Raw genomic sequence first — 20,921 nt, 5'->3', positions numbered from 1 at the left:
AATCTCCCCCGACCACGCTAGACTTTGCTGGGCAGTCAGGTGTAACTTCTCCGCCGTCGCACAGCAGAGACCCGAACGGACGGTGATCCTCGGTTATCGAACTCCCACGATTCCCGCAGCAGCCTCTCGTCGGTTCCTGCGGTTCGAGGCCGGCCCTGCCGGCCGACAGTGTGCAGACCTGATTTCCAGGGGCCCCGGTGCGAGATGCACCGGGGCCCCTCGTCCGTGTGAGGTGAGATGACCCGGGAGTCCGAGGCCGTGACGCGGCGGTTCGACGACGAGCACTACCCCGCCTACTCCATGGGCCGGGCCGCCGAGATGATCGGCGCGACCCCCGGCTTCCTCCGCAGCCTCGACGAGGCCGGACTCCTCGATCCGCAGCGGTCGCCCGGCGGCCACCGCCGCTACTCCCGCCACCAGCTCCGGCTCGCCGCGCGGGTCCGGGAGCTCCTCGACCAGGGCACCGCCCTCGACGCCGCCTGCCGCATCGTCACCCTCGAGGACCAGCTCGACGAGGCCCGGCGCACGATCGCCGACCAGCGAGGCGACCAGCAGGGCGGCTGATCACCCGAGCGTCGCGGCGGCGCGGCGGAGACTCTCCAGCGCCGTCCGCATCTCCCCCGCCAGCGCCCCGGCGTCGTCGCGGTCGCCGTCGGCCCACGCGGCGAACCCCTGCTTCACCGCCAGGACACCCAGCTCGGCGGCGAGCCGGGACGTCGGGTCGGGGACGCCGCGGTCGGCGAGCGCGGCGGTCATGGCGGCCGCCAGGCCGACGGTCTTGAGGGCGTCCCGCTCCTGGAGCTCCGGACTCGCGGCGACGGCCGCGGTCAGACGCGCGGAGAACTCGTGCTGCTCGGGCGAGAAGGACGCCGCGAGGGCGTCGAGGCCCGCGGCCACCGCGTCGAGCGGGGCGACCCCCTCGGGCGCGGCGCCGATCCCGGCGGTGAGCAGCGCGGCGTGCTCCTCCTGCCCGGCGAAGAGCACCTCGCGCTTGTCGGGGAAGTGGCGGAAGAACGTCGCCTTCGTCAGGCCCGCCCGCTCGACGACCTGGGCCACGGTCGTCGCCTCGTAGCCCTGCTCGGCGCACAGGTCGATCGCGGCGCGCACCAGCCGCATCCGCGCGTTCGGCTCCCATCGCCCCACACGGTCATCCTAGTGATGAGACACCGTCTCATCGTAGTGCTACGGTGACGAGACATCGTCTCATCAACCTCGGGAGCTCCCCATGCGCGTCTTCGTCACCGGCGGTACCGGCACGATCGGGGCGCCCGTCGTCGCCGAACTGCTCGCGCACGGCCATGCCGTGCTCGCCCTGGCCCGCTCCGACCGGTCCGCCCGGATGCTGGAGAGCGCCGGCGCCGAGGTCCTCCGCGGGGAGCTGGCCGACCTCGACGTCCTGCGCTCCGGGGTCGCGAAGGCCGACGGCGTGGTCCACGTGGCGTTCGGGCACGCCGACGCCACCCCCGACGGGCTCGCCCGGGCGATGGACGAGGAGACCGCGGTCCTCGCGGCGCTGGGCGCGGAACTCGTCGGGACGGACCGCCCGATCGTCACGGCCTCCGGCACGCCCTGGGTGGCGGGGAAGGTCGCCACCGAGGCCGATCCCCTCGACACGGGCGGGCCGGTGGGCGCCCGCGCCCGGGCCGTGAACGCCCTGCTCGACCTCGCTGCCGAAGGCGTCCGCAGCTCGGTCGTCCGCATCCCCCGCACGGCCCACCGCGACGGGCAGGGTGGCTTCGCCGGCCTGCTCGTCGACCAGGCCCGCCGGTCCGGCGTCGCCGGCTACCCCGGCGACGGCACCCAGCGCTGGCCCGCCGTGCACGCCCTCGACGCCGCGGCGCTGTTCCGGCTGGCCCTCGAGTCGGCGCCGGCGGGGACGTCGTGGCACGCGGTCGACGAGGAGGGCGACGCGGTCCTCGACATCGCCACGGTGATCGGCCGACGGCTGGGCCTGCCGGTCGCGGCCGTGCCCGAGGAGGACTTCGGACCGTTCGGGGCGATCTTCGCCATGGACCAGCCCGCGTCGAGCGCGCACACCCGCGAGGCCCTCGGGTGGCGGCCGACGCACCCCGGTCTCCTGGCGGACCTGGAGAACCTGCAGCCCTGAGTCAGGCGTGGAGTGCGCGGACCCGCCCGGGGGGCGGGCCGTCGGGCCCGATCAGCACCACGGCGTCGTCGAACCCGGCCTCCGCGTAGCGGGCGAGCACCTCGCGGAGCCGGCCGAGGTCGTCCCCGGCCGCCACCGGGATCGCGCAGACGACGGCCCGACGACCGCCGGCAGCCCGGAACCGGCCGTGGGCCTCGACGATCTCGTCGGGCGTGCGGCGGTAGCCCGACGCGAGCCACCCGTCGAACTCCCGGGCGGCGCGCTCGACGGCGGCACCCCAGGAGCCCAGCAGCACCGGTGGTGCCGTGCCGGACGGCGCGAGGTCGACGGCCTCGTCGTGCCCGTCCGCGAGCAGGCGACGCAGCCGGGGCACGGTCTCGCGGAAGGTGTGGAACCGGGCGGCGTGGTCGCGGTCGTAGGCCGCGGAGTCGGTCGCGGTCGACCCGGGACTGACGCCGAGGGTCAGGCGGTCGCCGCACACCGAGGCCAGGGACAGGATCCGGTGGGCGAGCTCGACGGGGTGGTGCAGCGGGACCTGGACCGTGGCCGTGCCGAGCTCGACGCCCTCGGTGGCGGTGGCCGCGACGGCCAGCGTGACGAACGGGTCGGGCACCAGGAACCCGCGCCCGACCACCTCGGGGGTCCACAGACTCTCGAAGCCCGCGTCCACCAGGCGTCGCGCGCGGTCGGCGACGTCCACCGGTGGAGCCGGCACGAGGTGCGTGAGGGTCGCGCCCAGGCGCATGTCCACTCCCCTCCGCGATCCCGTCGTCCGGCGGATCAGGCTAGCCAGGATCACGTCGCCAGGAGCGGCTCCTCCGGCGTCGCGGCCGGGCCCGCCGGCACCAGGGTCGCCACGCCCAGCCGGTACGGCTCGCACCCCACTCGGTAGAGCCGCTGCATCACGGCGCCGACCGTGCGCCCGAGACGGTCGGCGAGGCCCTGCAGCACCTCGCCCCGCACGGCGTCCGTCTCCGGATGGAGCCACGCGTGGCGGAGGACGGCGTCGTCGTCGGGCTCCCATGCCTGTCCGTGGTGCCGGGGCCGCGGCGGCGGGGCGAAGCGCGACGGCGGCCACCACGGGTCGTCGTCGTCCCCGCCGCGCGGGAACGGCACCAGGTCGCCCGGGGCGCCGCCGCCGTCGGGCCAGTCGTCGCGCCACCCGAAGCGCAACCGCTCCTCGTGGTGCGGGTCCTCCTCGGGCTCGGGGTCGGACATCGGCCACATCGGCGGGTCGAGCGGCCCGCCGACGCCGTAGAGGTCGTCGGCCCAGGCGGCACGCAGCAGCGCGTGCAGCCGCCGGGCGGGCAGGGAGACCGACGCGCCGGGCTCGTCGTCGGGACCCGAGCCCACCGGCACCACCGCCACGTAGGCCCGGGCGTCGACGACCTGGATCCGCAGTTCGTGGCCCGCCTCGCGGACCGTGATCATCTCGCGCATGGCGACGAGCGTCCGGGCCGCTGCAGGGTCCCGGCAACGACCGGCCGTGCGCCTGTGGACAACCACGTCCGTCCCCAGGCTGCACTGCTCCGATCGGCAGCACCAGCGCCGGTCGCCGACTCCTGCTCACTCGGAGCCACTGCGGTGGGCCGGACGGCTGACCATTCAACGGTTGCCCTGCGACGACGCCCCGCTGTACGTTGCAGAGAGTCACATTTCTCGTTCTGCGGAGGTGTTGAGAGTGCTGCTCGACCAGGTCGTCACTCGTCCGGAGCAGGAGCCCGCCTCCCTCCTCGTCACCCAGCGCGAGAACGGTGAGCCGATCACCTCCCTCCCGTTCGTCCTCTGGCTCCAGAGACGCTCCCTGGACGAACTCGCGCAACAGGCGCGGACCGCCCAGGCCGCCCGGGTCCCGTTCGGTCGCGCCCTGCGCGAGGTCCACCGCGAGCTCACCGGCTGACGGGTCCCACCACGGGGGGACAGCGGGTTCCACCCGCGGGACGGGCGGTCGGAGGACGCGGGGGCGAGCCGGTCCGGACGACGCTTCTCGGGAGGCACCGCGCAGGGCGGGGCGTCACGGGAGGAGAGCGTCATGACCTTCGCCGGGGAGCCGGAGCCGTCCCCCGAGGACGACGCCGACGGGTTCGTCGTGCTGGTGGCCGACCCGGTCACCGGCCACTGCGACTGCTACGGCCCCTACCGGGAGCCGGGCGAGGCGTTCCGGCAGGCCGAGTGGCGGCGTCTCGAGCACGACCTCGCCGACCTGCCCGACGTCGTCGTCGCCGTGGTGCCGTGGCACGCCGACGACGTCCGCCTCGTCGACTCCGACCTCTGAGCCGGTCGAGCGTGGCGCCTCCCTGCCACTGGGTGTCAGCGAGGTGCCATCGCTGACACCGGACGGGAGGCGGGCCTCAGCGCACCTCCCGCTCCACCACCCGGGCCGCCAGCCGGCGCCCGAAGTACTCCACCGACAGCGGGGTGCCGGCCCGCGCGGACGACGCCGGCACCACCGCGAGGGCGAGCGAGAGGTCCTCGGTGTGCCCGGCCTCCGCGGCGGCGACCCGGCCGACGCACACCTCGCCGTCGAGCACCGGCTCGTCGCCGAGGACCACCTCGCCGGGGTCGTCGAGCGCGAGGGTGACCAGGCGCCGCCGCGGCGGGGCGAGGGCGGCGTCGCGCCCGAGGAAGAGCCCCTTGGCGGGGTCGACGAGGTGGCCGAGCCCGGCCTCGGCCGGGGTCAGGGTGGCGTCGATCCCCGTCTCGATGCCGCGGTGGCCCGCCTCGACGAGCAGGCTCGCGACGGCCCGGTCCCCGGCGGCGACGACGCCGAGGGTGGCGCCCGCGTCCCAGAGCACGTCCCACAGCGCGGCGCCGAGGTCGGCGGAGGTGCGGAGCTCCACGCCGTCGAGGCCCGCGGGGGTGCCGCGCAGCGCGAGGACCGGCACGGCCCCGACGTGGGTGTGCACCGCGTCGGCGGTGCGCCGGCGGTCGGCGGGGTCGGTGAGCCGGGAGAGCAGGACGCCCGAGGCCGGGCCCCACACCCCGACGGCGCACGTGCCGGCCGAGACGTCGGTGATGGTGACGTCGCCGAGGGCGTGCTCGGCGAGCCACCGGACCTCGAGGCGGGTCGCGGCGCCGACCGCGAAGTGCTCCGGGCCGAGCCGGGCGACGTCGAGGTCGGCCCGGATCCTCCCCGACCGGTCGAGGCACAGGGTGCGGGTCCGGGCGCCGACCGGTCGGTCGAGGTCGGAGGTCGTGAGCTGCTGGAGCAGGCCCAGGGCGTTCGGCCCGGTGACGTCGACGCGGTGCCGGCTGGTCAGGTCGACCAGGGCCACCGCCCGCCGCACGACGAGCGCCTCGGCCCCCGCCACCGTCGACCAGTGCCGGGCCGCCCACGCGCGGCGCGGGCGGACCTCGCACACCTCGGGCAGGTCGGCGTTGTCGGCGAACCACGCGGGCACCGCCCAGCCGTCCCGCTCGGCGACGACCGCCCCGAGCTCGCGGTGGCGGCCGTCGAACGGCCCCGCGCGGGGCGGCCGTACCGGGCCGGGCGCGTGGGGGTGGCCGATGGCGTACACCTCGTCGAAGGCGGCGCACGACCGGCCGCGCACGGTGGCGGGCGCGAGCAGGGCGGGGTCGAAGCGGTCGTGGTGGGCGGCGGAGACGTCGACCGGCTCGGGCTCCCCCGCCTCCCCGTCGGCGCCCGGCAGGGCCGGCAGCGAGGGCACCCCGTCGACCATCCAGCTCGCGACGGCCTGCGCCACCCCGACGGAGTGGGTGATCCACACGGCCTCGGCCAGCCAGAACCCGGGCACGTCGGTCTCGCCGAGCAGCGGCATGCCGTCGGGGGTGAAGGAGAACAGGCCGTTGACCCCGCGCTCGACCTTCGCGTCGTCGAGGGCGGGGACGAGGGCCTGGGCCGCGGCCCAGCTCGGCTCGAAGTCGAGCGCGGTGAAGGCCCGCTCGCTCGGCATCTCCCCGCGGTCGGGGCCCGGGCGGTCGAGCCCGGTGGCCTCGGCCGGCATGGCCCGGTGGCCGTAGGTGCCGACCCCGAGACGGTCGCCGTGCTCCCGGAGGTACAGCCCGGCGTCCTGGTGGCGCAGGATCGGCAGCACCGCGCCGACCGGGTCGAGCAGCCCGCGCACCTTCTGCAGGACGTCGAGCTCACGCAGCGGCGTGCTCCACGCGTACTGGTGGGCCATCGGCGAGAGGGGCACGGGCACGCCCGCCATCGCGCCGAGCAGCGGTCCCCACATCCCGGCCGCGGCCACGACGACCTCCGCCGCCACCCGGCCCTGCGAGGTCTCGACCGCGCGGACCCGGCCGCCGGTGGTGTCGATCCCGGTGACGCGCACGCCGTGGCGGAACTCGGCGCCACGCGCGGCGGCCGCGGCGGCCTGGGCCTCGGCCGCCCCCAGCGGCACGGCGAGCCCGTCGGAGGGCACGTGCAGCCCGCCGAGCACCGCGTCGCGCTCGATCAGCGGGTGCAGGCCCACGCACTCCGCGGGCTCGAGGAGGCGGGAGTCGATCCCCGCCGCGGTGGCCCAGCCGTGACGACGGCGCAGGTCGGCGAGCCGCTCGCGCGTCGTCGCCACCTCCAGCCCGCCGACCCGGCGGAAGCAGGCGCGGCCGGCCACCCGCAGCGCGGCGTACTTCGCGGCGGTGGCCCGGGCGAACCGGGTCATCGTCGGGTGCGCGGCGGTCTGGAAGACCAGCCCCGGGGCGTGGGAGGTGGAGCCGCCGGTGCGGACCGGTCCGCCCTGGTCGAGCACGGTGACACGGGTCCAGCCCCGTGCCGTGAGCTCGTCCGCGAGGGCGCAGCCGACGATGCCGGCTCCGACGATGACGACGCGAGGTCCCATGAGCGTCTCCCGCTCGGACGGGTCCGAGGGCTCGTGTTGCGCGATGCGCACGACGTTCTCTCTACCGCAACACGGTGGAACCCGCGGAGGAGCGCTGTCAAGGGGTGGCGGGCCCGCGGACGGGTGCCGTGACGCGGCCGTTCCCGCTGCTCGGCGTTCGCCGGATCGCCGACGGACGGGTGGCGGAGCGCGCTGGGCCGGTCAGCGCAGGGAGGAGCCGGGGTCGACCCAGCCGAGCTTGGCGGAGAGCTCCCCCGCGGCCTCGCGCATGTCGCCGACGATGGCCCGGGCGCGGCGGCGCGGCAGCCGGTAGGCGGGGCCGGACGCCGAGAGGGCGGCGACGACGTGGCCGTCGTGGGCCCACACCGGCACGGCCACGGCGTGCATGCCGACCTCGAGCTCCTCGAACGACCGGGCGTAGCCCTCGTCGACCACCCGGGCGAGCTCCGCGCGCATCGCGGCCGCCTCGGTGATCGTGGCCTCGGTGTAGCGGGGCAGCCGCCGGCGCAGGAGCTGGCGCTGCTCGTGGTCGTCCATGTAGGCCAGCAGGACCTTGCCCGCCGAGGTGGCGTGCAGCGGCGTGCGCCGGCCCACCCAGTTCTGGGTGGTCACCGTGGACGTGCCGAACTCCTGGGCGACGTTGATCGCCGCCTCGCCGTCGGACACCGCGAGGTTCACCGTCTCCCCCACCAGCTCGGCGAGGGCCTGGCACGTGGGCTGGCCGAGCCGGGCGAGGTCCATCCGGCCCGTCGTCGCGGCGGCCAGCCGGACGATGCCGAAACTCAGCGCGTACTTGCCCCGGTCGCCGAGCTGCTCGAGCAGGCCCCGGCGCTGCAGGGCGGACACGAGCCGCGAGGCCGTCGACTTGTGGACCCCAAGCTCCTCGGCGATCTCGGTGATGCCGGCCTCGCCACGCGCCGCGAGGATTTCGAGGATGGTGACGGCCCTGTCCACCGATTGGACCGAGGAACGGTCACCGTCCGGTTTCGACACGCCCGGAAGTGTATCGACCGGGAACGGCCGCCGTATCACCTCTTGCGGGCCGGGGACTTGACGGGTTCCGGGAATGAGGCCCACTCTGTTGCGCATCGCGCCCAACGTTCCTCTGTGCGCAACGTTCTCCCCCTCCGGAGCGCCCGATGCTCGTTCCCGTCCGTGCCCTGGCCGACCTCGACCCCGGCGACGCCGTCCGTCTCGAGCCGCGCTTCACCCCCGATCCGGCCGGCCCCGGCGTCGCGGTCTTCCGCACCGAGGAGGGGCTGCACGCCGTGGACGACTCCTGCACCCACCAGGACGCCGCGCTCTCCGACGGCTACCTCGAGGGCTGCTTCGTCGAGTGCCCGCTGCACGCCGCGCTGTTCGACCTGCGCACCGGTCTGCCCGGTGAGGGCCCGGCGCGGCGCCCGGTCCGCACCCATCCCGTCGTCGTGATCGACGGGATGATCCACGTGGAGTTCGACCGGGCGGGTGAGGTCGCCGCCTGAGGCCGCCGTGTGGTCCACGGCGCACCCGCCCCGGCTCTGGGCCGAACGGCGGTGGGCCAGACTGGGCCCCGTGTCGGGAGCGGGGGTCGGGGCCGAGGCGCCCGCGCACGCCGGGGACGCGGTGACCGGCCCGACGTCCCGCCCGCACCGCAGGCCGCCCGCCGCCGCGGTGGTGCACCGCGGCCCCGGCCCGCTCGACCGGCGCGGCCTGCGCTGGCTGCGGGTCGACGCCCTGGGGCTCACGCTCGCGGTGGCGTTCGGGTCGCTCGCGATGACGCCCTCGCTGATCCCCCGCACCTGGCTCGTCCAGGGCCTCGCCTCCGGCCTCTCGGCCGCGGTCGGCTACGGCCTCGGCACCCTCGTCTGGTTCGGCATCCGGCGCACGCACGCGGGGCTGCGGATGTTCGCCCGGGCGCGCATCTGGGTGCCCCGGCGGGTGCGGGCGGTGGCCTGGCCGCTCCTGCTCGCGGTGGCGGCGCTCGTCGTGCTCGTCGCGCTCTGGGCGGGCGTCGGCTGGCAGCGCCAGCTCGCGGCGCTCGTCGGGATGGAGCCGCCGACGGCCCTCGGCTACGCCCGGGCGGTGCCCGTGGGCATCGTCGTGGCGGCCCTGCCCATCGCGTTCGTGCGCCTGGTCCGCCACGCCGACCACGTGCTCGTCCGGGGGCTGCGCCGCTACGCCCGCCTGCCCCGGCGGATCGCGGCGGCCGTGGCCGTCGTCGTGATCGCCGTGGTCATCGCGGCGGTGACCAACAACGTGGTGCTCCGCGGGACGCTCGCGGTGGTCGACCAGGCCTTCGGCGGCGTCAACGAGGAGACCTACCCCGGCTTCGACCGCCCGACGAGCCCGACGCGCTCGGGCTCCCCCGCCTCCCTGGTGCCGTGGGAGACCCTCGGCAAGGAGGGCCGCCGCTTCGTCGCCGCGGGCCGCGACCCCGCACAGCTGGGCGCGGCGGCCGGGCGCCCGGGGGTCGAGCCGGTCCGCGCCTACGTCGGCCTCGAGTCGGCCCCCGACCCGCAGGCCCGCGCCGACCTCGCCGTCGCCGAGCTCGACCGCGAGGGCGCCTTCTCCCGGCCCGTCATCGGCGTCATCACGACCACGGGCACCGGCTGGGTGGACGACCCGGTCGCCGACTCCCTCGAGGCGATCTACGGCGGGGACACCGCCCTCGTCGCCTCCCAGTACTCCTACCTGCCCAGCTGGCTGTCCTTCGTCGTCGACCGCTCCCGCGCCGAGGACGAGGGGCGGATGCTGATCGACGCCGTGCACGCCCGCATCGACGCGATCCCCGCCGGTACGCCCCGACCGCGGATGCTGATCTTCGGCGAGAGCCTCGGGTCGCAGGGCTCGGAGGCCGCGTTCAGCTCGCTCGCCGACGCCCGCGCCAACACCGACGGCGTGCTCTGGGTGGGCCCGCCGAACAGCAACCGCCTGTGGGAGCAGATCGTCACCCGGCGCGACCCGGGCTCGACGGAGATCCGGCCCACCTACGCCGACGGCCTCGTCGTGCGCTTCGCCGGCGGCGACAGCTCGGCGACCGTGCGCCGCACCCCGCCCACGCCGTGGATCACCCCGCACGTGCTCTACCTGCAGCACCCGTCCGACCCGGTGGTCTGGTGGTCGCCCGACCTGCTCTGGTCGCGTCCCGACTGGCTCGTCGAACCCCGCGGGTACGACGTGCTCGGCGCCATGAGCTGGTACCCGGTGATCACGTTCTGGCAGGTCACCATCGACCTGATGAACTCCGTGGGCGTCCCCGAGGGCCACGGGCACGTCTACCGGGGCGAGGTCCTCGACGGGTGGGTCGCCGTCGCCGCGCCGCCCGGCTGGACCGACGCCGACACCGCCCGGGTGCGGCAGGTCCTGGCCGGCCCGTAGACCCTCACGGCTCGCACACAGGGTCGGATGGCACGGTGGAGGACGATGACCGCCCCCGCTCCCGCCCCCGCCGTCCCGCGGCGTCTCCCCGCCGCCGTGGTCCTCTCGGCCGTGGTCGTCGCGGTCGCGGCCGGCCTCGTGGCGTGGAACAACCTGCTCGTCCCGGCCCTGCCCGCCGACCCGGTGGTGCGGATGATCGCGAACGTCGCGGGCGTCCTCGTGCTCGTCCTCGCCGCCCGGGCCGGCGGCCTGAGCTGGCGCGACCTGGGGCTCTGCCCGACGACGTGGCGGGCCGGGCTGCGCTGGGGCGGCGCGGCCGTGGGTGTGGCGGCCCTGGGGTACGCGGTCGCGTTCCTGCTGCCGGCCACGCGCCCGCTGCTCGAGAACCCGGGGGTCGAGGGCAGCCCGACCTCGGCCCTCGTCCTGCGGGCCCTGCTGCTCATCCCCGTCGGCACCGTGCTGTGCGAGGAGCTGGCCTTCCGCGGGGTGCTGCACGGCCTCACCGAGCGCGCCTGGTCGGGGCGGCTCTGGGCCGGGCGCGGCGTGGTGTTCGCGGTGGCGTCGGCCTTCGCGGTGTGGCACCTGGCCGGGGCGCTCGCCGCCCCCGTCGGCGGCATCCCCGTGGTCGGGGTCGCGGTGGTGCTGCTCGTGACCGCGCTCGGCGGTGTCGTCATGTCGGTGGTACGCCGTCGGACCGGCAGCCTGTTCGCCTCCATCGGCATCCACCTGGGGACGAACGTCGTCGGGCTGGTCGCCGTGGTGCTCGCGACGCGCTAGGACCGACCCTGTGAGTCCGGGAATATCCGGGATCCCCGCGGTGCTGCTGCCCGATACGGTGTCGTTCGTTGTGCGATACACCAAACCGGACGATCGGAGCTCGGGTGGCGCAGGCTGATCAGGGACGACCGGGCGCCTCTCCCGCCCTCGTCGTCGCGGTCCTCTCCTCGGTCGGTCTGATCGCGTCGCTGTGCATGACGCTGGTGGTGCCGATCGTCCCGCAGCTGCCGGCGCTGCTGTCCACCACGCAGGCCAACGCCTCCTGGGTCATCACCGCCACGCTGCTCGGCGGGGCCGTCGCGACCCCCATCGCCGGCCGCCTCGGCGACATGATCGGCAAGCGCCGGATCCTGCTCGCCACGCTCGCGCTCCTCGTGCTCGGCGCGCTGATCTGCGCGATGACCTCCTCGCTGGTCCCGGTGCTGATCGGGCGCTCCCTGCAGGGCGTCGCGGTGAGCGCCGTCCCGCTGGGCATCAGCCTCATGCGCGACGCCCTCCCGCCCGAGCGGCTCGGCTCCGGCATCGCCCTCATGAGCGCCACCCTCGGCATCGGCGGCGGCCTCGGCCTGCCGCTCTCGGCGCTGATCGTGCAGGTGGCCGACTGGCACGCCCTGTTCTGGACCGCGGGCGCCCTCGGCGCGATCGGGATCGCCCTCGTCCTCGGGGTGGTCCCGGAGTCGCCGCAGCGCTCCGGCGGCGGCTTCGACGGTGTCGGCGCGATCGCGCTCACCGTCGGCCTCGTCCTGGGCCTGCTCGCCGTCTCCAAGGGCGCCGACTGGGGCTGGGGCAGCGCCACGACCCTGGGCTCCGCGATCGGCGCCGTGCTGATCCTGCTCGCCTGGGGCGTCTGGGAGCTGCGGACCGCCTACCCGATCGTCGACCTGCGGGTCACCGCGCGCCGGGCCGTCCTCGTGCCCAACCTCGTCTCGGTGCCGGTCGGCGTCGCGATGTTCACCGGCATGGTGACCTTCCCGCAGCTGCTGCAGGCGCCGCTCTCGTCGGGCTACGGCCTCGGGCTCTCCCTGCTCGCGGCCGGGCTCGTCCTCGCGCCCAACGGCGTCGTCATGATGCTGATGTCGCCGGTGACCGCCCGGGTGTCGTCGCGCTTCGGCCCCCGGACGTCGCTGCAGATCGGGCTCGTGATCATCGTCGTCGCCTACGCGCTGGGCACGATGCTGCTCTCGCAGCCCTGGCACGTCGCGCTCGTGATCTCGCTGGTGGGCGCCGGGGTGGCGCTGGCCTACGGCTCGCTGCCCGACCTGATCATGCGCGCGGTCCCCACCGACAAGACCGCCGCGGCCAACGGGCTCAACACCCTGATGCGCTCGGTCGGCACCTCGACGGCGTCCGCGGTGGCGGCGGTGGTGCTCTCGGCGATGACCATCCAGGTCGGCGGCACGACGATGCCCTCCCTCGCGGGCCTGCAGACCACGCTGTGGATCGCCGCCGGCTGCGGGCTCGTCGCCCTCGTCGCCACCACGCTCATCCCGGTCCTCCCCCGCTCGCGCTCGGTCGACGCCACCGTCGTCGACACCGCCGAGCCCCTTTCGGACGAGGTCGGCGGCCCGGTGGTGCACGGACACGTCCGCTTCGCCGGGGGCGCCCCCGCGACCGACGCGCACGTCACGCTGGTCGACCTGCACGGGCGCCAGCTCGCCGTGGTGCCGGTGGACGTGGACGGCGGGTTCCGCGCCCCGGTCGACCACCCGGAGACCGTGCTCGTCATCGCGAGCGGGCCGGGCGGGCGTCCGACGGCCGAGCACGTGTCGATGGCCGACCGGTCGCGGGCGCGCGATCTGGTGCTGACGCCGTAGTCCCTGCTGGAGCGAACGGCACTCCCGCTGCTTCTATGTGAGCGAGAGTGCCGCTCGCTTCGACACGGGCGGGCCCGCTACGCCGGGGTGAGCTCCGTCGACCACAGCGAGGCGCCCGTGGCGTCGCGCAGGTCGACCCGCATCCGCCCGCCCGAGATCGACACCTCGCCGAAGTGCTGGAACCCCTCGGCCGGGGACACGTCCGCCCTCGTCGGGGCGTGCACGAACACCTGCTCGGGGCCGAACGTGGGGTCGAGTGGGCTCGCCGGGAACGCGCCCGCGTGAGCCGGGCCCGAGACGAACTCCCAGAACGGGTCCGCGGCCACGCCCGCCCGCTCCGGGGTGTACCGGTTCGCCGCGGTGTAGTGCACGTCGGCCGTCAGCCACACCGTGTTCCGCACCCCGCGCTCCCGGATCCCGGTGAGCACCCGCGCGATCTCGGCCTCCCGCCCGGCCGGGGCGCCCGGCGCGTTGTTCGCGACCGCCTCGATCCCCGTGTCCCCGTCCTTCACGACGATGCCCAACGGCATGTCGGCCGCGACGACCTTCCACGTCGCGCGCGAGGAGGCGAGCCCGTCGAGCAGCCAGGCCACCTGCTCCTCCCCCAGGATCGGCGTGGAGGGCGCAGCCAGGGCGTCGGGGTTGCTGCCCCGGTTCGTCCGCATGTCGAGGACGAACACGTCGAGCTGCGGGCCGTAGGGGATGCGGCGGTGGATGCGCCCGCCCTCGATCGGCATCCACTCGCGGAAGGCCTGCGCCGCCCGGGCCGCCAGCACGTCGACCCGCTTCTCCTGGGCGTACTTCGCGTCGGTGAGGACCTCGCCGGGGTACCAGTTGTTGGTCACCTCGTGGTCGTCCCAGCTCGCGTAGGTGGGCACCGCGGCCTGGAAGGCGCGGTAGTGGGTGTCGAGCAGGTTGTAGGCCCACTGGCCGCGGAACTCGGTCAGCGTCTCGGCGACCTTCGCCTTCTCGGGCGTCAGCACGTTGCGCCAGACCGAGCCGTCGGGCAGGTTCTCGGTCTCGCTCAGCGGCCCGTCGGCGTACACGGTGTCGCCGGAGTGCAGCAGGAAGTCGGGGTCGCGCGCCTTCATCGCCGCGTAGAGCGCCATCCCGCCGCGGCTCTCGTCGATCCCCCAGCCCTGCCCGACGACGTCCCCGGTCCAGACGAACCGCACGTCCTCGGCGCCCGTGGGCGGTCGTCGGAACGTCCCGACCACCGGCTCGGCCCCGTCGGCACCCACGCGGTAGAACGTGGTGCGCCCGGGGGCGGCGGGGACGCGCAGGCGTCCCGTGAGGTCGGTGTCGGGGGTCAGCATCGGGCCCTCGAGGCGGCGGGCGCCGGCGAAGGACGGGTCGGAGGCGACCTCGACGACCATCCGCGCCGGCCGGTCGGCCCGCGTCCACACCAGCGCCGAGTCGGCCGTGACCTCCCCGGCCTGCACGCCGTGGGTCAGGACCGGGCGGTCGCCGCGCACGAGCCCGGGGCCGGTGGTGCCGGCGCACGCGGCGAGCAGGCCCCCACCGCCCAGGAGGACTCCGGCACGCAGGACGTCTCGGCGGTTCGGCACGCCCGCGAGTCTCGCCGCGGCGGTCGTCGCGCGGATGAACGACGACGGTCGTCGGGGTGACATCGGCGTCCGTGGGTACGTTGGGGAGATGCCCGAGGGTGACACCGTGTTCCTCGCCGGCCGGCGCCTCGACGACGCGCTGGCGGGCCGGGAGCTGACCCGCGGGGAGCTGCGCCACCCGCGGCTGATCGAGCACGACCTCGCCGGGCGCACCGTGCTCGGGGTCGTCTCCGTCGGCAAGCACCTGTTCACCCGGTTCGACGACGGCATCAGCCTGCACAGCCACTTCCGCATGGACGGCACCTGGCACCTCTACCGGCCGGGCCGGCCGTGGCGGGGCGCGAAGCACGACATCCGGGCGATCCTCGAGACCGACGAGCGGGTGGCCGTCGGGTTCCGCCTGCACGACCTCGAGCTGCTGCCCACCGCCGAGGAGGACCGGCTCGTCGGCCACCTCGGGCCCGACCTGCTCGGCGACAACTGGGACGACGCAGCCGCCGCGGAGGTGAAGCGCCGGCTGCGCGCCGACCCCGACCGGGAGCTCGGGACGGCGCTGCTCGACCAGCGGGTGGCCTGCGGCGTCGGGAACCTCTACAAGGCCGAGGTCTGCTTCCTCATGAAGGTCTCGCCGTGGACGAAGGTCGGCGACCTCACCGACAGGCAGTGCGACGACGCCGTGTCGTGGTCGCGCCGGCTGCTGGAGCGCAACGCCTGGCGCCCGGAGCAGTCGACCACCGGCGACCTCGGCGACGGCGCCCAGCACTGGGTGTTCGAGCGGGGCGGGCGGGCGTGCCGGCGCTGCCGCGACGTGGTGCGCGTGTCCCGCCAGGACGACGGGACCAAGGACGTCGAGGACCGCGTCGCCTACTTCTGCCCCACCTGCCAGCCCGGCCCGCACCCGGAGCTCCCCCGCCGCGGCGCGCGCCGCCCGCAGCAGCAGACGGGACGGCGCGCCCGGTACTGAGCGCTACAGGGCCTGGTCCCTACCTGGTCTGGCGCAGCGCCCGGGGTGGCACACCGTCGGGGCCGGTGAGGTCGAGCGCGTACCCGCTGATCACCGCGGCCATCGCCGTGACGTTGCGGTCGAGCGCGACCCGGTCGACGTTCGCGAGGTCGTCCTTCGGCGAGTGGTAGTTCGGGTCGAACGCCTCGTTCGCCCGGCCGCCCCAGCGCGCGGCCTGCTCGGGCGTCTTGACCTCCTCGGCGCCGGTGAACAGGCCCCCGGCGGGGATGCCGACCTCGATGAACGGCCCGTAGTCCGAGCGCCCGTCGAAGTCGGTGCCCTGGCCCTGCACGCCCACCTGCCCGAGCGCGGCGAGCATGCGGCGCTCGATCGCGTCGGACCCGGGCGGGCCCGCGGGGGCGCCCTGCCGGTCGGAGTCGTCGCCGTCGTAGGCCAGGTAGCCCGCGTTCGGCGAGGCGATCATGTCGAAGTTGAGCAGCAGCGCGATGTCGCGGCGGCGCTCGACGTCGAGGCCCGCCACGTAGGCCGTCGAGCCGATCAGCCCGGCCTCCTCGGCGCCCCACCAGGCGAACCGGACGGCGTTGGTCACCGGCGGGGCGCTGCCGAGCTGCAGGGCGGTCTCCAGCAGCCCGGCCGAGCCCGAGCCGTCGTCGTTGATGCCCGGCCCCGCGGCGACGGAGTCGAGGTGGGCGCCGGCCATGACGACCTCGTCGGTGCGGCCGGTGGCCGTCTGCGCGACGACGTTGCGGGTGGAGCGGCTCTCGGCGCGGGTGTCGAGGACGAGCGTCGAGGAGGTGCCGGCGCGGGCGAAGAGCGGGTCGCCGTCGGTCCGCGAGAGCCCCGCCGCGGGGATCCGCGACTCGGCGACCGACCCGATGGTGCCGTTGAGCGGCCCGGGCTCGGTGTTCACGACGAGGATCGCGGCCGCGCCGGCGTCGGCCGCGAGCGCCTGCTTCTGGGTGAACGGGCACACGCCGCGGCGCGCGACGACGATCGCGCCGCGCACGTCGGGGCCGAAGTCGGTCGCCTCGCAGGCCGGCGTGGGGTCGGCGGGGGTGTCGGGCAGGACGACGAGGGGTGCGGTGACGCCGCCGGGCGGGGTGGGCCGGGTGTACGTCAGCGCGACGACGCCGGGGACCGGTGCCCCGCCGACGGCGAGGGTCTGGGCGCCCGCCTCGAAGAAGTCGAACGGCACCGCCGGGGTCTCCACCCGGAAGCCCGCCTGCCGCAGCCGCTCGGCCACGTAGTCGACGCTCTGCTCGTGGCCCGGGGACCCGGAGGCGCGGTTGCCGCCGTTGCGGGCGGCGATGTCCTGGAAGGCCTGCAGGTGGACGAAGGCCGCGTCGCCGCTGACCCGGTCGGCCAGGGCCGCGGGCGGGCCGGGGTCGGCCGAAGGAGCGGCGGCCGCGGGGGCCGGGGCAGGGGGCGCGGACGCGCCGCACGCGGTCGCCAGCAGGGCGACGAGCAGGGACACCGCGGCCAGCCCCGAGCGCATCATCGTCCCGAACTCTGGACGAGTCGGACACCGCGCGCAATCCGGTGACCCGCACAGACGAACGGGCCGCCCGTCACCATCGAGGGTGACGAACGGCCCGTTCGTGCGAACCGGTGCCGCGGCTCAGTTCTGCTGCGGCGGCACGTACTGCTGGGTCGGCGCCGGGGCGGGCTGGGCCGGCTGGGTCTGCCCGGCGGCGGGCTGGCCCTGCGTGACCTGGCTCGGCCCGTTCATCGACGCCCGGATCTGCTCCAGGCGGCTCTGGCCGGCGTAGTCGTTCGACGCCTGCTGCACCTCGAGCATGCGGCCCTGCACGCTGTTCTGCGCGAGCTCCGCCGACCCGAGGGCGGTGGTGTACCGCTTCTCGATCTTGTCGCGGACCTCGTCGAGCGAGGGCGTGTTGCCCGGGGCCGCGACCTCGGACATCGACCGGAGCGAGGCCGAGACCTGCTCCTGCATCTTCGCCTGCTCGAGCTGGCTGAGGAGCTTGGTGCGCTCGGCCAGCTTCTGCTGCAGGACCTGGGCGTTGCGCTCGACCGCGCTCTTGGCCTGCTGCGCCGCGCCGATCGACTGGTCGTGCAGCGTCTTGAGGTCCTCGACGTTCTGCTCGGCGGTCACCAGCTGGGTGGCGAACGCCTGCGCCGACTGCTCGTACTGCGCCGCCGCCTGCTCGTCACCCCGGGCTCGCGCCTGGTCGGCCATCGACAGCGCCTGCCGGGCCGAGGACTGCAGCTTCTCGATGTCGCCCAGCTGGCGGTTCAGCTTCATCTCCAGCTGTCGCTGGTTGCCGATCACCGAGGCCGCCTGCTGCGACAGCGCCTGGTGCTGGCGCTGGGCGTCCTCGATCGCCTGCTGGATCTGCACCTTGGGGTCCGCGTGCTCGTCGATCTTCGAGGAGAACGCTGCCAGGAAGTACTTCCAGGCCTTCACGAAGGGGTTGGCCATCTGCTCCCGCCCAACTCGATCACCGTCAGCTCAGGCCGCATGTCCTGCCTGGTCTCGTCACCCATCGTGTCAGCTCCCGCCCGCAGGTTCCACCGAGGTCCCCCCAGGGGCGCGCACCGGTGATCGCGGGCGGCGAGCGGTCGCCCGCTCAGGCCGCCGACCGGACGGCGTCGGCCGCCCCGCGGCCCAGCGTGACGACCTCCACCAGCCGCAGCTCGCCCGCCGGCTCGACGGCCTCGGGGCCGTCCTCCGACCCGGCGTCGGCGGGCACCGCCACGGGCGCCTCGGCGAGGTCGACGACCTCGCCCGCGGTCGCCGGAGCGGCGCTCTCGCTCGCCGGGACCGCGGTCGTCGCGGCGTCGTCGCCGGCGCCCTCGAGCGCCTCCTCGACCGCCGAGAGCAGCGCGGGGTCGACGCCCACCAGGCGGCGCCGGGCCATCGCGGGCTCGCGGACGGGCCGCATGGAGTCGGCGACGTCGTCGAGCAGGTCGGGCAGTGGCAGCGCCAGCGCCTCGCAGATCGCCGCCAGCAGCTCGCTGCTCGGCTCCTTGCGCCCCCGCTCGATCTCGGACAGGTATCCCAGGCTGACCCGCGCGTCCTTGGAGACGTCCCGCAGGGTCCGCCGACGCTCGGTGCGGGCCCGGCGGATGGTTCCGCCGATCGCCTCGCGCAACAACTGCGCCATGCCGCACCTCCCGGCCGCGCCCGCCGTCGGGAACCTATGGCCCCGAGGAGAGCCCGGCATCGATGACCGTTCAGGCCACGGTACCGACTCCGGGGCACCGGCGTCGGGTCCGCCCGACCGGTTCGCCCACGGCGAACAGTCCCCGGCGCGTCGTTCAGCGCAGGGCGGCGCGCCGCAGCCGGACCGCCTGGGCCACGTAGTCGAGCCCCGTGACGACGGTGACCACCACCGCGAGCAGGAACAACAGGGCGATCGCGGGCTGGAGCACCGCGGGCAGCGGCATGATCGCGAGGCCGAGCGCGAGGGTCTGCAGGGCCGTCTTGAGCTTGCCGCCGCGACTGGCCGGGATCACTCCGTGGCGTAGCACCCAGAAGCGCAGGGCGGTGACCCCGAGCTCCCGCACCGCGATGACCAGCGTGACCCACCAGCCGAGCTCGCCGAGCACCGACAGCCCGATCAGGGCGGCTCCGACGAGGGCCTTGTCGGCGATCGGGTCGGCGATCTTGCCGAAGTCGGTGACGAGATCCCAGCGGCGGGCGAACTCGCCGTCGAACCGGTCGGTGAGCGCCGCGAGGGCGAACACGCCGAAGGCGATCCACCGCCAGCCGGGCTCGTGCCCGCCGGCGGTGAAGAGGGCCACCAGGAAGACCGGGACCAGCATCAGCCGCACCACGGTGAGCGCGTTGGCGATGTTGACCACCGGCACGCGCTCCGTGGAGCCCACCGTCAGCGCCTCCGCCGGCGGGGTCATCGCGAGCCCGCGGCAGCGGGCTCGCGTGCGGGCGCGGGGGTGAGCAGCTCGAGGGCCTCGACGACGAGGTCGACGCCCTCCGAGCCGATCACCCGGGCACGGACGACCGCCCCGCGGTGCAGGCCGGCGAGCAGGTCGTCGTCGCCGGTGAGCAGGCACTCGCCGTCGACGTCGGGGCCCTGGTGGGCGGCCCGGCCGACCCAGACGAGGTCGCCGGGATCCTCGACCTCGACCTCGGCGACGCCGTCGGCCTCGTCGTCGGGGAGGTCGACCATCTCGGGCTCGGTGTCGAGGCCGAGCTCGGCCAGGTCGAGGTCGTCGACGTCGGCGAGGTCGGGGTAGTCGCGCGCGGCGGCCTCGGAGAGCTCCTGGCGCTCGACGAGCACCTCGACCTCGGTGCCGATCCGGCGGGCGGCGCGGTCGGACGAGACGTGGTCGGCGAGCGAGGTGATCCGCTCGACGCGGGCGAGGATCTCGGCGGGGTCGACCTTGTCGGGCAGCTCGAGGGCCTCGGTGCCGTCCTCGTCGGAGTAGCCGAACACCCCGACGGCGTCGAGCTCGGCCTCGGACAGGAACGCCTCGAGCTCGGCGAGGTCCTCCTCGGTCTCGCCGGGGAACCCGACGATGACGTTGGACCGGATCCCGGCCTCGGGGGCGAGCGCGCGGATCTCGGCGCACAGCGACAGGAACGACGACCGCGACCCGAAGCGCTTCATCCGGCGCAGCAGCGGGGCGGAGGCGTGCTGGAAGGACAGGTCGAAGTAGTCGGCCACGCCGGGCGTGCGGGCGATCGCGGCCAGCAGCGGCGGGCGGACCTCGGCCGGCTGCAGGTAGGAGACCCGGACGCGGCGCATCCCGGGCACCGCGGCGAGCTCGCCGAGGAGCTTCTCCAGGTGGCCGCCCGCGGCGCCGCGGGCGTCGAGGTCCTTGCCGTAGGAGGTCGAGTTCTCGCTGACCAGCGTCACCTCGGCCACGCCGTGGTCGGCGAGCCAGGCGGCCTCGGCGAGGACGTCGCGCGGGTCGCGGGAGACGAAGGCGCCGCGGAAGGAGGGGATCGCGCAGAAGGTGCACCGCCGGTCGCAGCCGGAGGCGAGCTTGAGCGGGGCGACCGGGGCGTCGTCGAGCCGCTTGCGCGGGACCTCGGGCAGCCAGTCGTGGCCCGGGATGCTGCCGTCGCGGACGGCCTCGGGCCGCTTGACGGGGCTCAGCGGGAGCAGGGTGCGCCGGTCGGTCGGCTGGTGGGCCGCGAGCGGGCGGCCGGCGAGCACGTCGTCGAGGCGCTCGGTGATCGAGCCGTAGCTGTCGAACCCGAGCACGGCGGTGGCCTCGGGGAGGGCCTCGGCGAGCTCCGCGCCGTAGCGCTCGGCCATGCAGCCGACGGCGACGACCTTCGAGTCGGGCCCCCCGGCCGCGAGCACCGCGTCGACCGAGTCCTTCTTCGCCTGCTCGACGAACGTGCAGGTGTTGACGAGGACGACGTCGGCCGAGCCGTCGTCGTCGCCGGTGACGTCCCAGCCGTCCGCGGCGAGCCGTCCGGCCAGTTCCTCGGAGTCGACGTCGTTGCGGGCGCAGCCCAGCGTCACGAGTGCCACGCGGCCCCGGTGGTCGAGGGATTCCGGAGAACGCTGTGGCACGAGGCCAGGGTAGACGCAC

Annotated in this window: 20 protein-coding genes; 9 read left to right on the top strand and 11 right to left on the bottom strand. The window is 75.4% G+C overall.

Going from position 1 to position 20,921, the window contains the following annotated elements:
* Window positions 1-237 precede the first annotated feature (237 nt).
* The gene (locus tag ACFPBZ_RS15525) at window positions 238-564 is read left to right on the top strand and encodes a helix-turn-helix domain-containing protein (RefSeq protein WP_378036981.1); all 327 of its coding nucleotides are present in this window, start codon (window positions 238-240) and stop codon (window positions 562-564) included.
* On the opposite strand, the gene ACFPBZ_RS15520 is transcribed toward ACFPBZ_RS15525, so the two are convergent.
* Window positions 565-1,143 carry a TetR/AcrR family transcriptional regulator gene (locus tag ACFPBZ_RS15520; protein ID WP_378036980.1) on the bottom strand — a complete coding sequence of 193 codons (579 nt, stop codon included), beginning with the start codon at window positions 1,141-1,143 and terminating at the stop codon, window positions 565-567.
* 82 nt (window positions 1,144-1,225) lie between these two features.
* Between ACFPBZ_RS15520 and ACFPBZ_RS15515 the strand changes: the two genes are divergently transcribed.
* Complete coding sequence (locus ACFPBZ_RS15515; RefSeq protein ID WP_378036979.1) at window positions 1,226-2,107, top strand: SDR family oxidoreductase; 882 nt, start codon at window positions 1,226-1,228, stop codon at window positions 2,105-2,107.
* A 1-nt stretch (window position 2,108) separates the two neighbouring features.
* Here ACFPBZ_RS15515 and ACFPBZ_RS15510 read toward each other — a convergent pair whose 3' ends face one another.
* The gene (locus ACFPBZ_RS15510) at window positions 2,109-2,852 is read right to left on the bottom strand and encodes an LLM class flavin-dependent oxidoreductase (protein WP_378036978.1); all 744 of its coding nucleotides are present in this window, start codon (window positions 2,850-2,852) and stop codon (window positions 2,109-2,111) included.
* A 50-nt stretch (window positions 2,853-2,902) separates the two neighbouring features.
* Window positions 2,903-3,547, bottom strand: a complete 645-nt coding sequence (locus tag ACFPBZ_RS15505; RefSeq protein WP_378036977.1) for a hypothetical protein — start codon at window positions 3,545-3,547, stop codon at window positions 2,903-2,905.
* A 241-nt stretch (window positions 3,548-3,788) separates the two neighbouring features.
* Here ACFPBZ_RS15505 and ACFPBZ_RS15500 point away from each other — a divergent pair, with 241 nt between their 5' ends.
* Together ACFPBZ_RS15500 and ACFPBZ_RS15495 are read left to right on the top strand one after the other, a co-directional pair.
* Window positions 3,789-4,007 (top strand): hypothetical protein, encoded by a 219-nt coding sequence (locus tag ACFPBZ_RS15500; RefSeq protein ID WP_378036976.1) that lies wholly within the window; start codon window positions 3,789-3,791, stop codon window positions 4,005-4,007.
* Between the two features lie 132 nt (window positions 4,008-4,139).
* Window positions 4,140-4,382: a hypothetical protein gene (locus tag ACFPBZ_RS15495; RefSeq protein ID WP_378036975.1), complete on the top strand. Its 243-nt coding sequence runs from the start codon at window positions 4,140-4,142 to the stop codon at window positions 4,380-4,382.
* A 76-nt stretch (window positions 4,383-4,458) separates the two neighbouring features.
* Here ACFPBZ_RS15495 and ACFPBZ_RS15490 read toward each other — a convergent pair whose 3' ends face one another.
* A complete protein-coding gene (locus tag ACFPBZ_RS15490) occupies window positions 4,459-6,909 on the bottom strand; it encodes an FAD-dependent oxidoreductase (RefSeq protein WP_378036974.1) in 2,451 nt (816 codons plus the stop codon).
* 201 nt (window positions 6,910-7,110) lie between these two features.
* Complete coding sequence (locus ACFPBZ_RS15485; protein WP_378036973.1) at window positions 7,111-7,863, bottom strand: IclR family transcriptional regulator; 753 nt, start codon at window positions 7,861-7,863, stop codon at window positions 7,111-7,113.
* A 185-nt stretch (window positions 7,864-8,048) separates the two neighbouring features.
* Between ACFPBZ_RS15485 and ACFPBZ_RS15480 the strand changes: the two genes are divergently transcribed.
* From ACFPBZ_RS15480 to ACFPBZ_RS15465, 4 genes are all read left to right on the top strand, one after another.
* On the top strand, window positions 8,049-8,393 hold the full coding sequence (locus ACFPBZ_RS15480) for a bifunctional 3-phenylpropionate/cinnamic acid dioxygenase ferredoxin subunit (protein ID WP_378036972.1): 345 nt from the start codon (window positions 8,049-8,051) through the stop codon (window positions 8,391-8,393).
* Between the two features lie 70 nt (window positions 8,394-8,463).
* The gene (locus tag ACFPBZ_RS15475; RefSeq protein WP_378036971.1) at window positions 8,464-10,269 is read left to right on the top strand and encodes an alpha/beta hydrolase; all 1,806 of its coding nucleotides are present in this window, start codon (window positions 8,464-8,466) and stop codon (window positions 10,267-10,269) included.
* Window positions 10,270-10,314: 45 nt separating this feature from the next.
* Entirely contained in the window at window positions 10,315-11,046 is a 732-nt protein-coding gene (locus ACFPBZ_RS15470; protein WP_378036970.1) for a CPBP family glutamic-type intramembrane protease, read from the top strand.
* Between the two features lie 104 nt (window positions 11,047-11,150).
* On the top strand, window positions 11,151-12,860 hold the full coding sequence (locus ACFPBZ_RS15465) for an MFS transporter (RefSeq protein WP_378036969.1): 1,710 nt from the start codon (window positions 11,151-11,153) through the stop codon (window positions 12,858-12,860).
* A 77-nt stretch (window positions 12,861-12,937) separates the two neighbouring features.
* Here the strand turns inward: ACFPBZ_RS15465 and ACFPBZ_RS15460 are convergent, their stop codons facing one another.
* On the bottom strand, window positions 12,938-14,428 hold the full coding sequence (locus tag ACFPBZ_RS15460) for an alkaline phosphatase D family protein (protein WP_378036968.1): 1,491 nt from the start codon (window positions 14,426-14,428) through the stop codon (window positions 12,938-12,940).
* Window positions 14,429-14,516: 88 nt separating this feature from the next.
* Here ACFPBZ_RS15460 and ACFPBZ_RS15455 point away from each other — a divergent pair, with 88 nt between their 5' ends.
* Complete coding sequence (locus ACFPBZ_RS15455; protein ID WP_378036967.1) at window positions 14,517-15,392, top strand: DNA-formamidopyrimidine glycosylase family protein; 876 nt, start codon at window positions 14,517-14,519, stop codon at window positions 15,390-15,392.
* Window positions 15,393-15,411: 19 nt separating this feature from the next.
* Here the strand turns inward: ACFPBZ_RS15455 and ACFPBZ_RS15450 are convergent, their stop codons facing one another.
* From ACFPBZ_RS15450 to ACFPBZ_RS15430, 5 genes are all read right to left on the bottom strand, one after another.
* Window positions 15,412-16,890, bottom strand: coding sequence for a M28 family peptidase (locus ACFPBZ_RS15450; RefSeq protein WP_378036966.1), 1,479 nt, complete (start codon window positions 16,888-16,890; stop codon window positions 15,412-15,414).
* 120 nt (window positions 16,891-17,010) lie between these two features.
* A complete protein-coding gene (locus ACFPBZ_RS15445; RefSeq protein WP_378036965.1) occupies window positions 17,011-17,832 on the bottom strand; it encodes a PspA/IM30 family protein in 822 nt (273 codons plus the stop codon).
* Between the two features lie 148 nt (window positions 17,833-17,980).
* Window positions 17,981-18,517: a helix-turn-helix domain-containing protein gene (locus tag ACFPBZ_RS15440; RefSeq protein WP_378036964.1), complete on the bottom strand. Its 537-nt coding sequence runs from the start codon at window positions 18,515-18,517 to the stop codon at window positions 17,981-17,983.
* Window positions 18,518-18,671: 154 nt separating this feature from the next.
* Window positions 18,672-19,268 carry a CDP-diacylglycerol--glycerol-3-phosphate 3-phosphatidyltransferase gene (gene pgsA, locus ACFPBZ_RS15435; RefSeq protein ID WP_378036963.1) on the bottom strand — a complete coding sequence of 199 codons (597 nt, stop codon included), beginning with the start codon at window positions 19,266-19,268 and terminating at the stop codon, window positions 18,672-18,674.
* On the bottom strand, window positions 19,265-20,860 hold the full coding sequence (locus ACFPBZ_RS15430) for a MiaB/RimO family radical SAM methylthiotransferase (protein ID WP_378036962.1): 1,596 nt from the start codon (window positions 20,858-20,860) through the stop codon (window positions 19,265-19,267). The genes pgsA and ACFPBZ_RS15430 overlap by 4 nt, the downstream gene beginning before the upstream one ends.
* Window positions 20,861-20,921: the final 61 nt, after the last annotated feature.

It is taken from the genome of Actinomycetospora atypica (assembly GCF_042653685.1).
In the GTDB taxonomy this organism is placed as follows: Bacteria; Actinomycetota; Actinomycetes; order Mycobacteriales; family Pseudonocardiaceae; genus Actinomycetospora; species Actinomycetospora atypica.
Note: the sequence above shows the minus strand (reverse complement) of the source record. Positions and strands in the feature narration are given on the sequence as shown.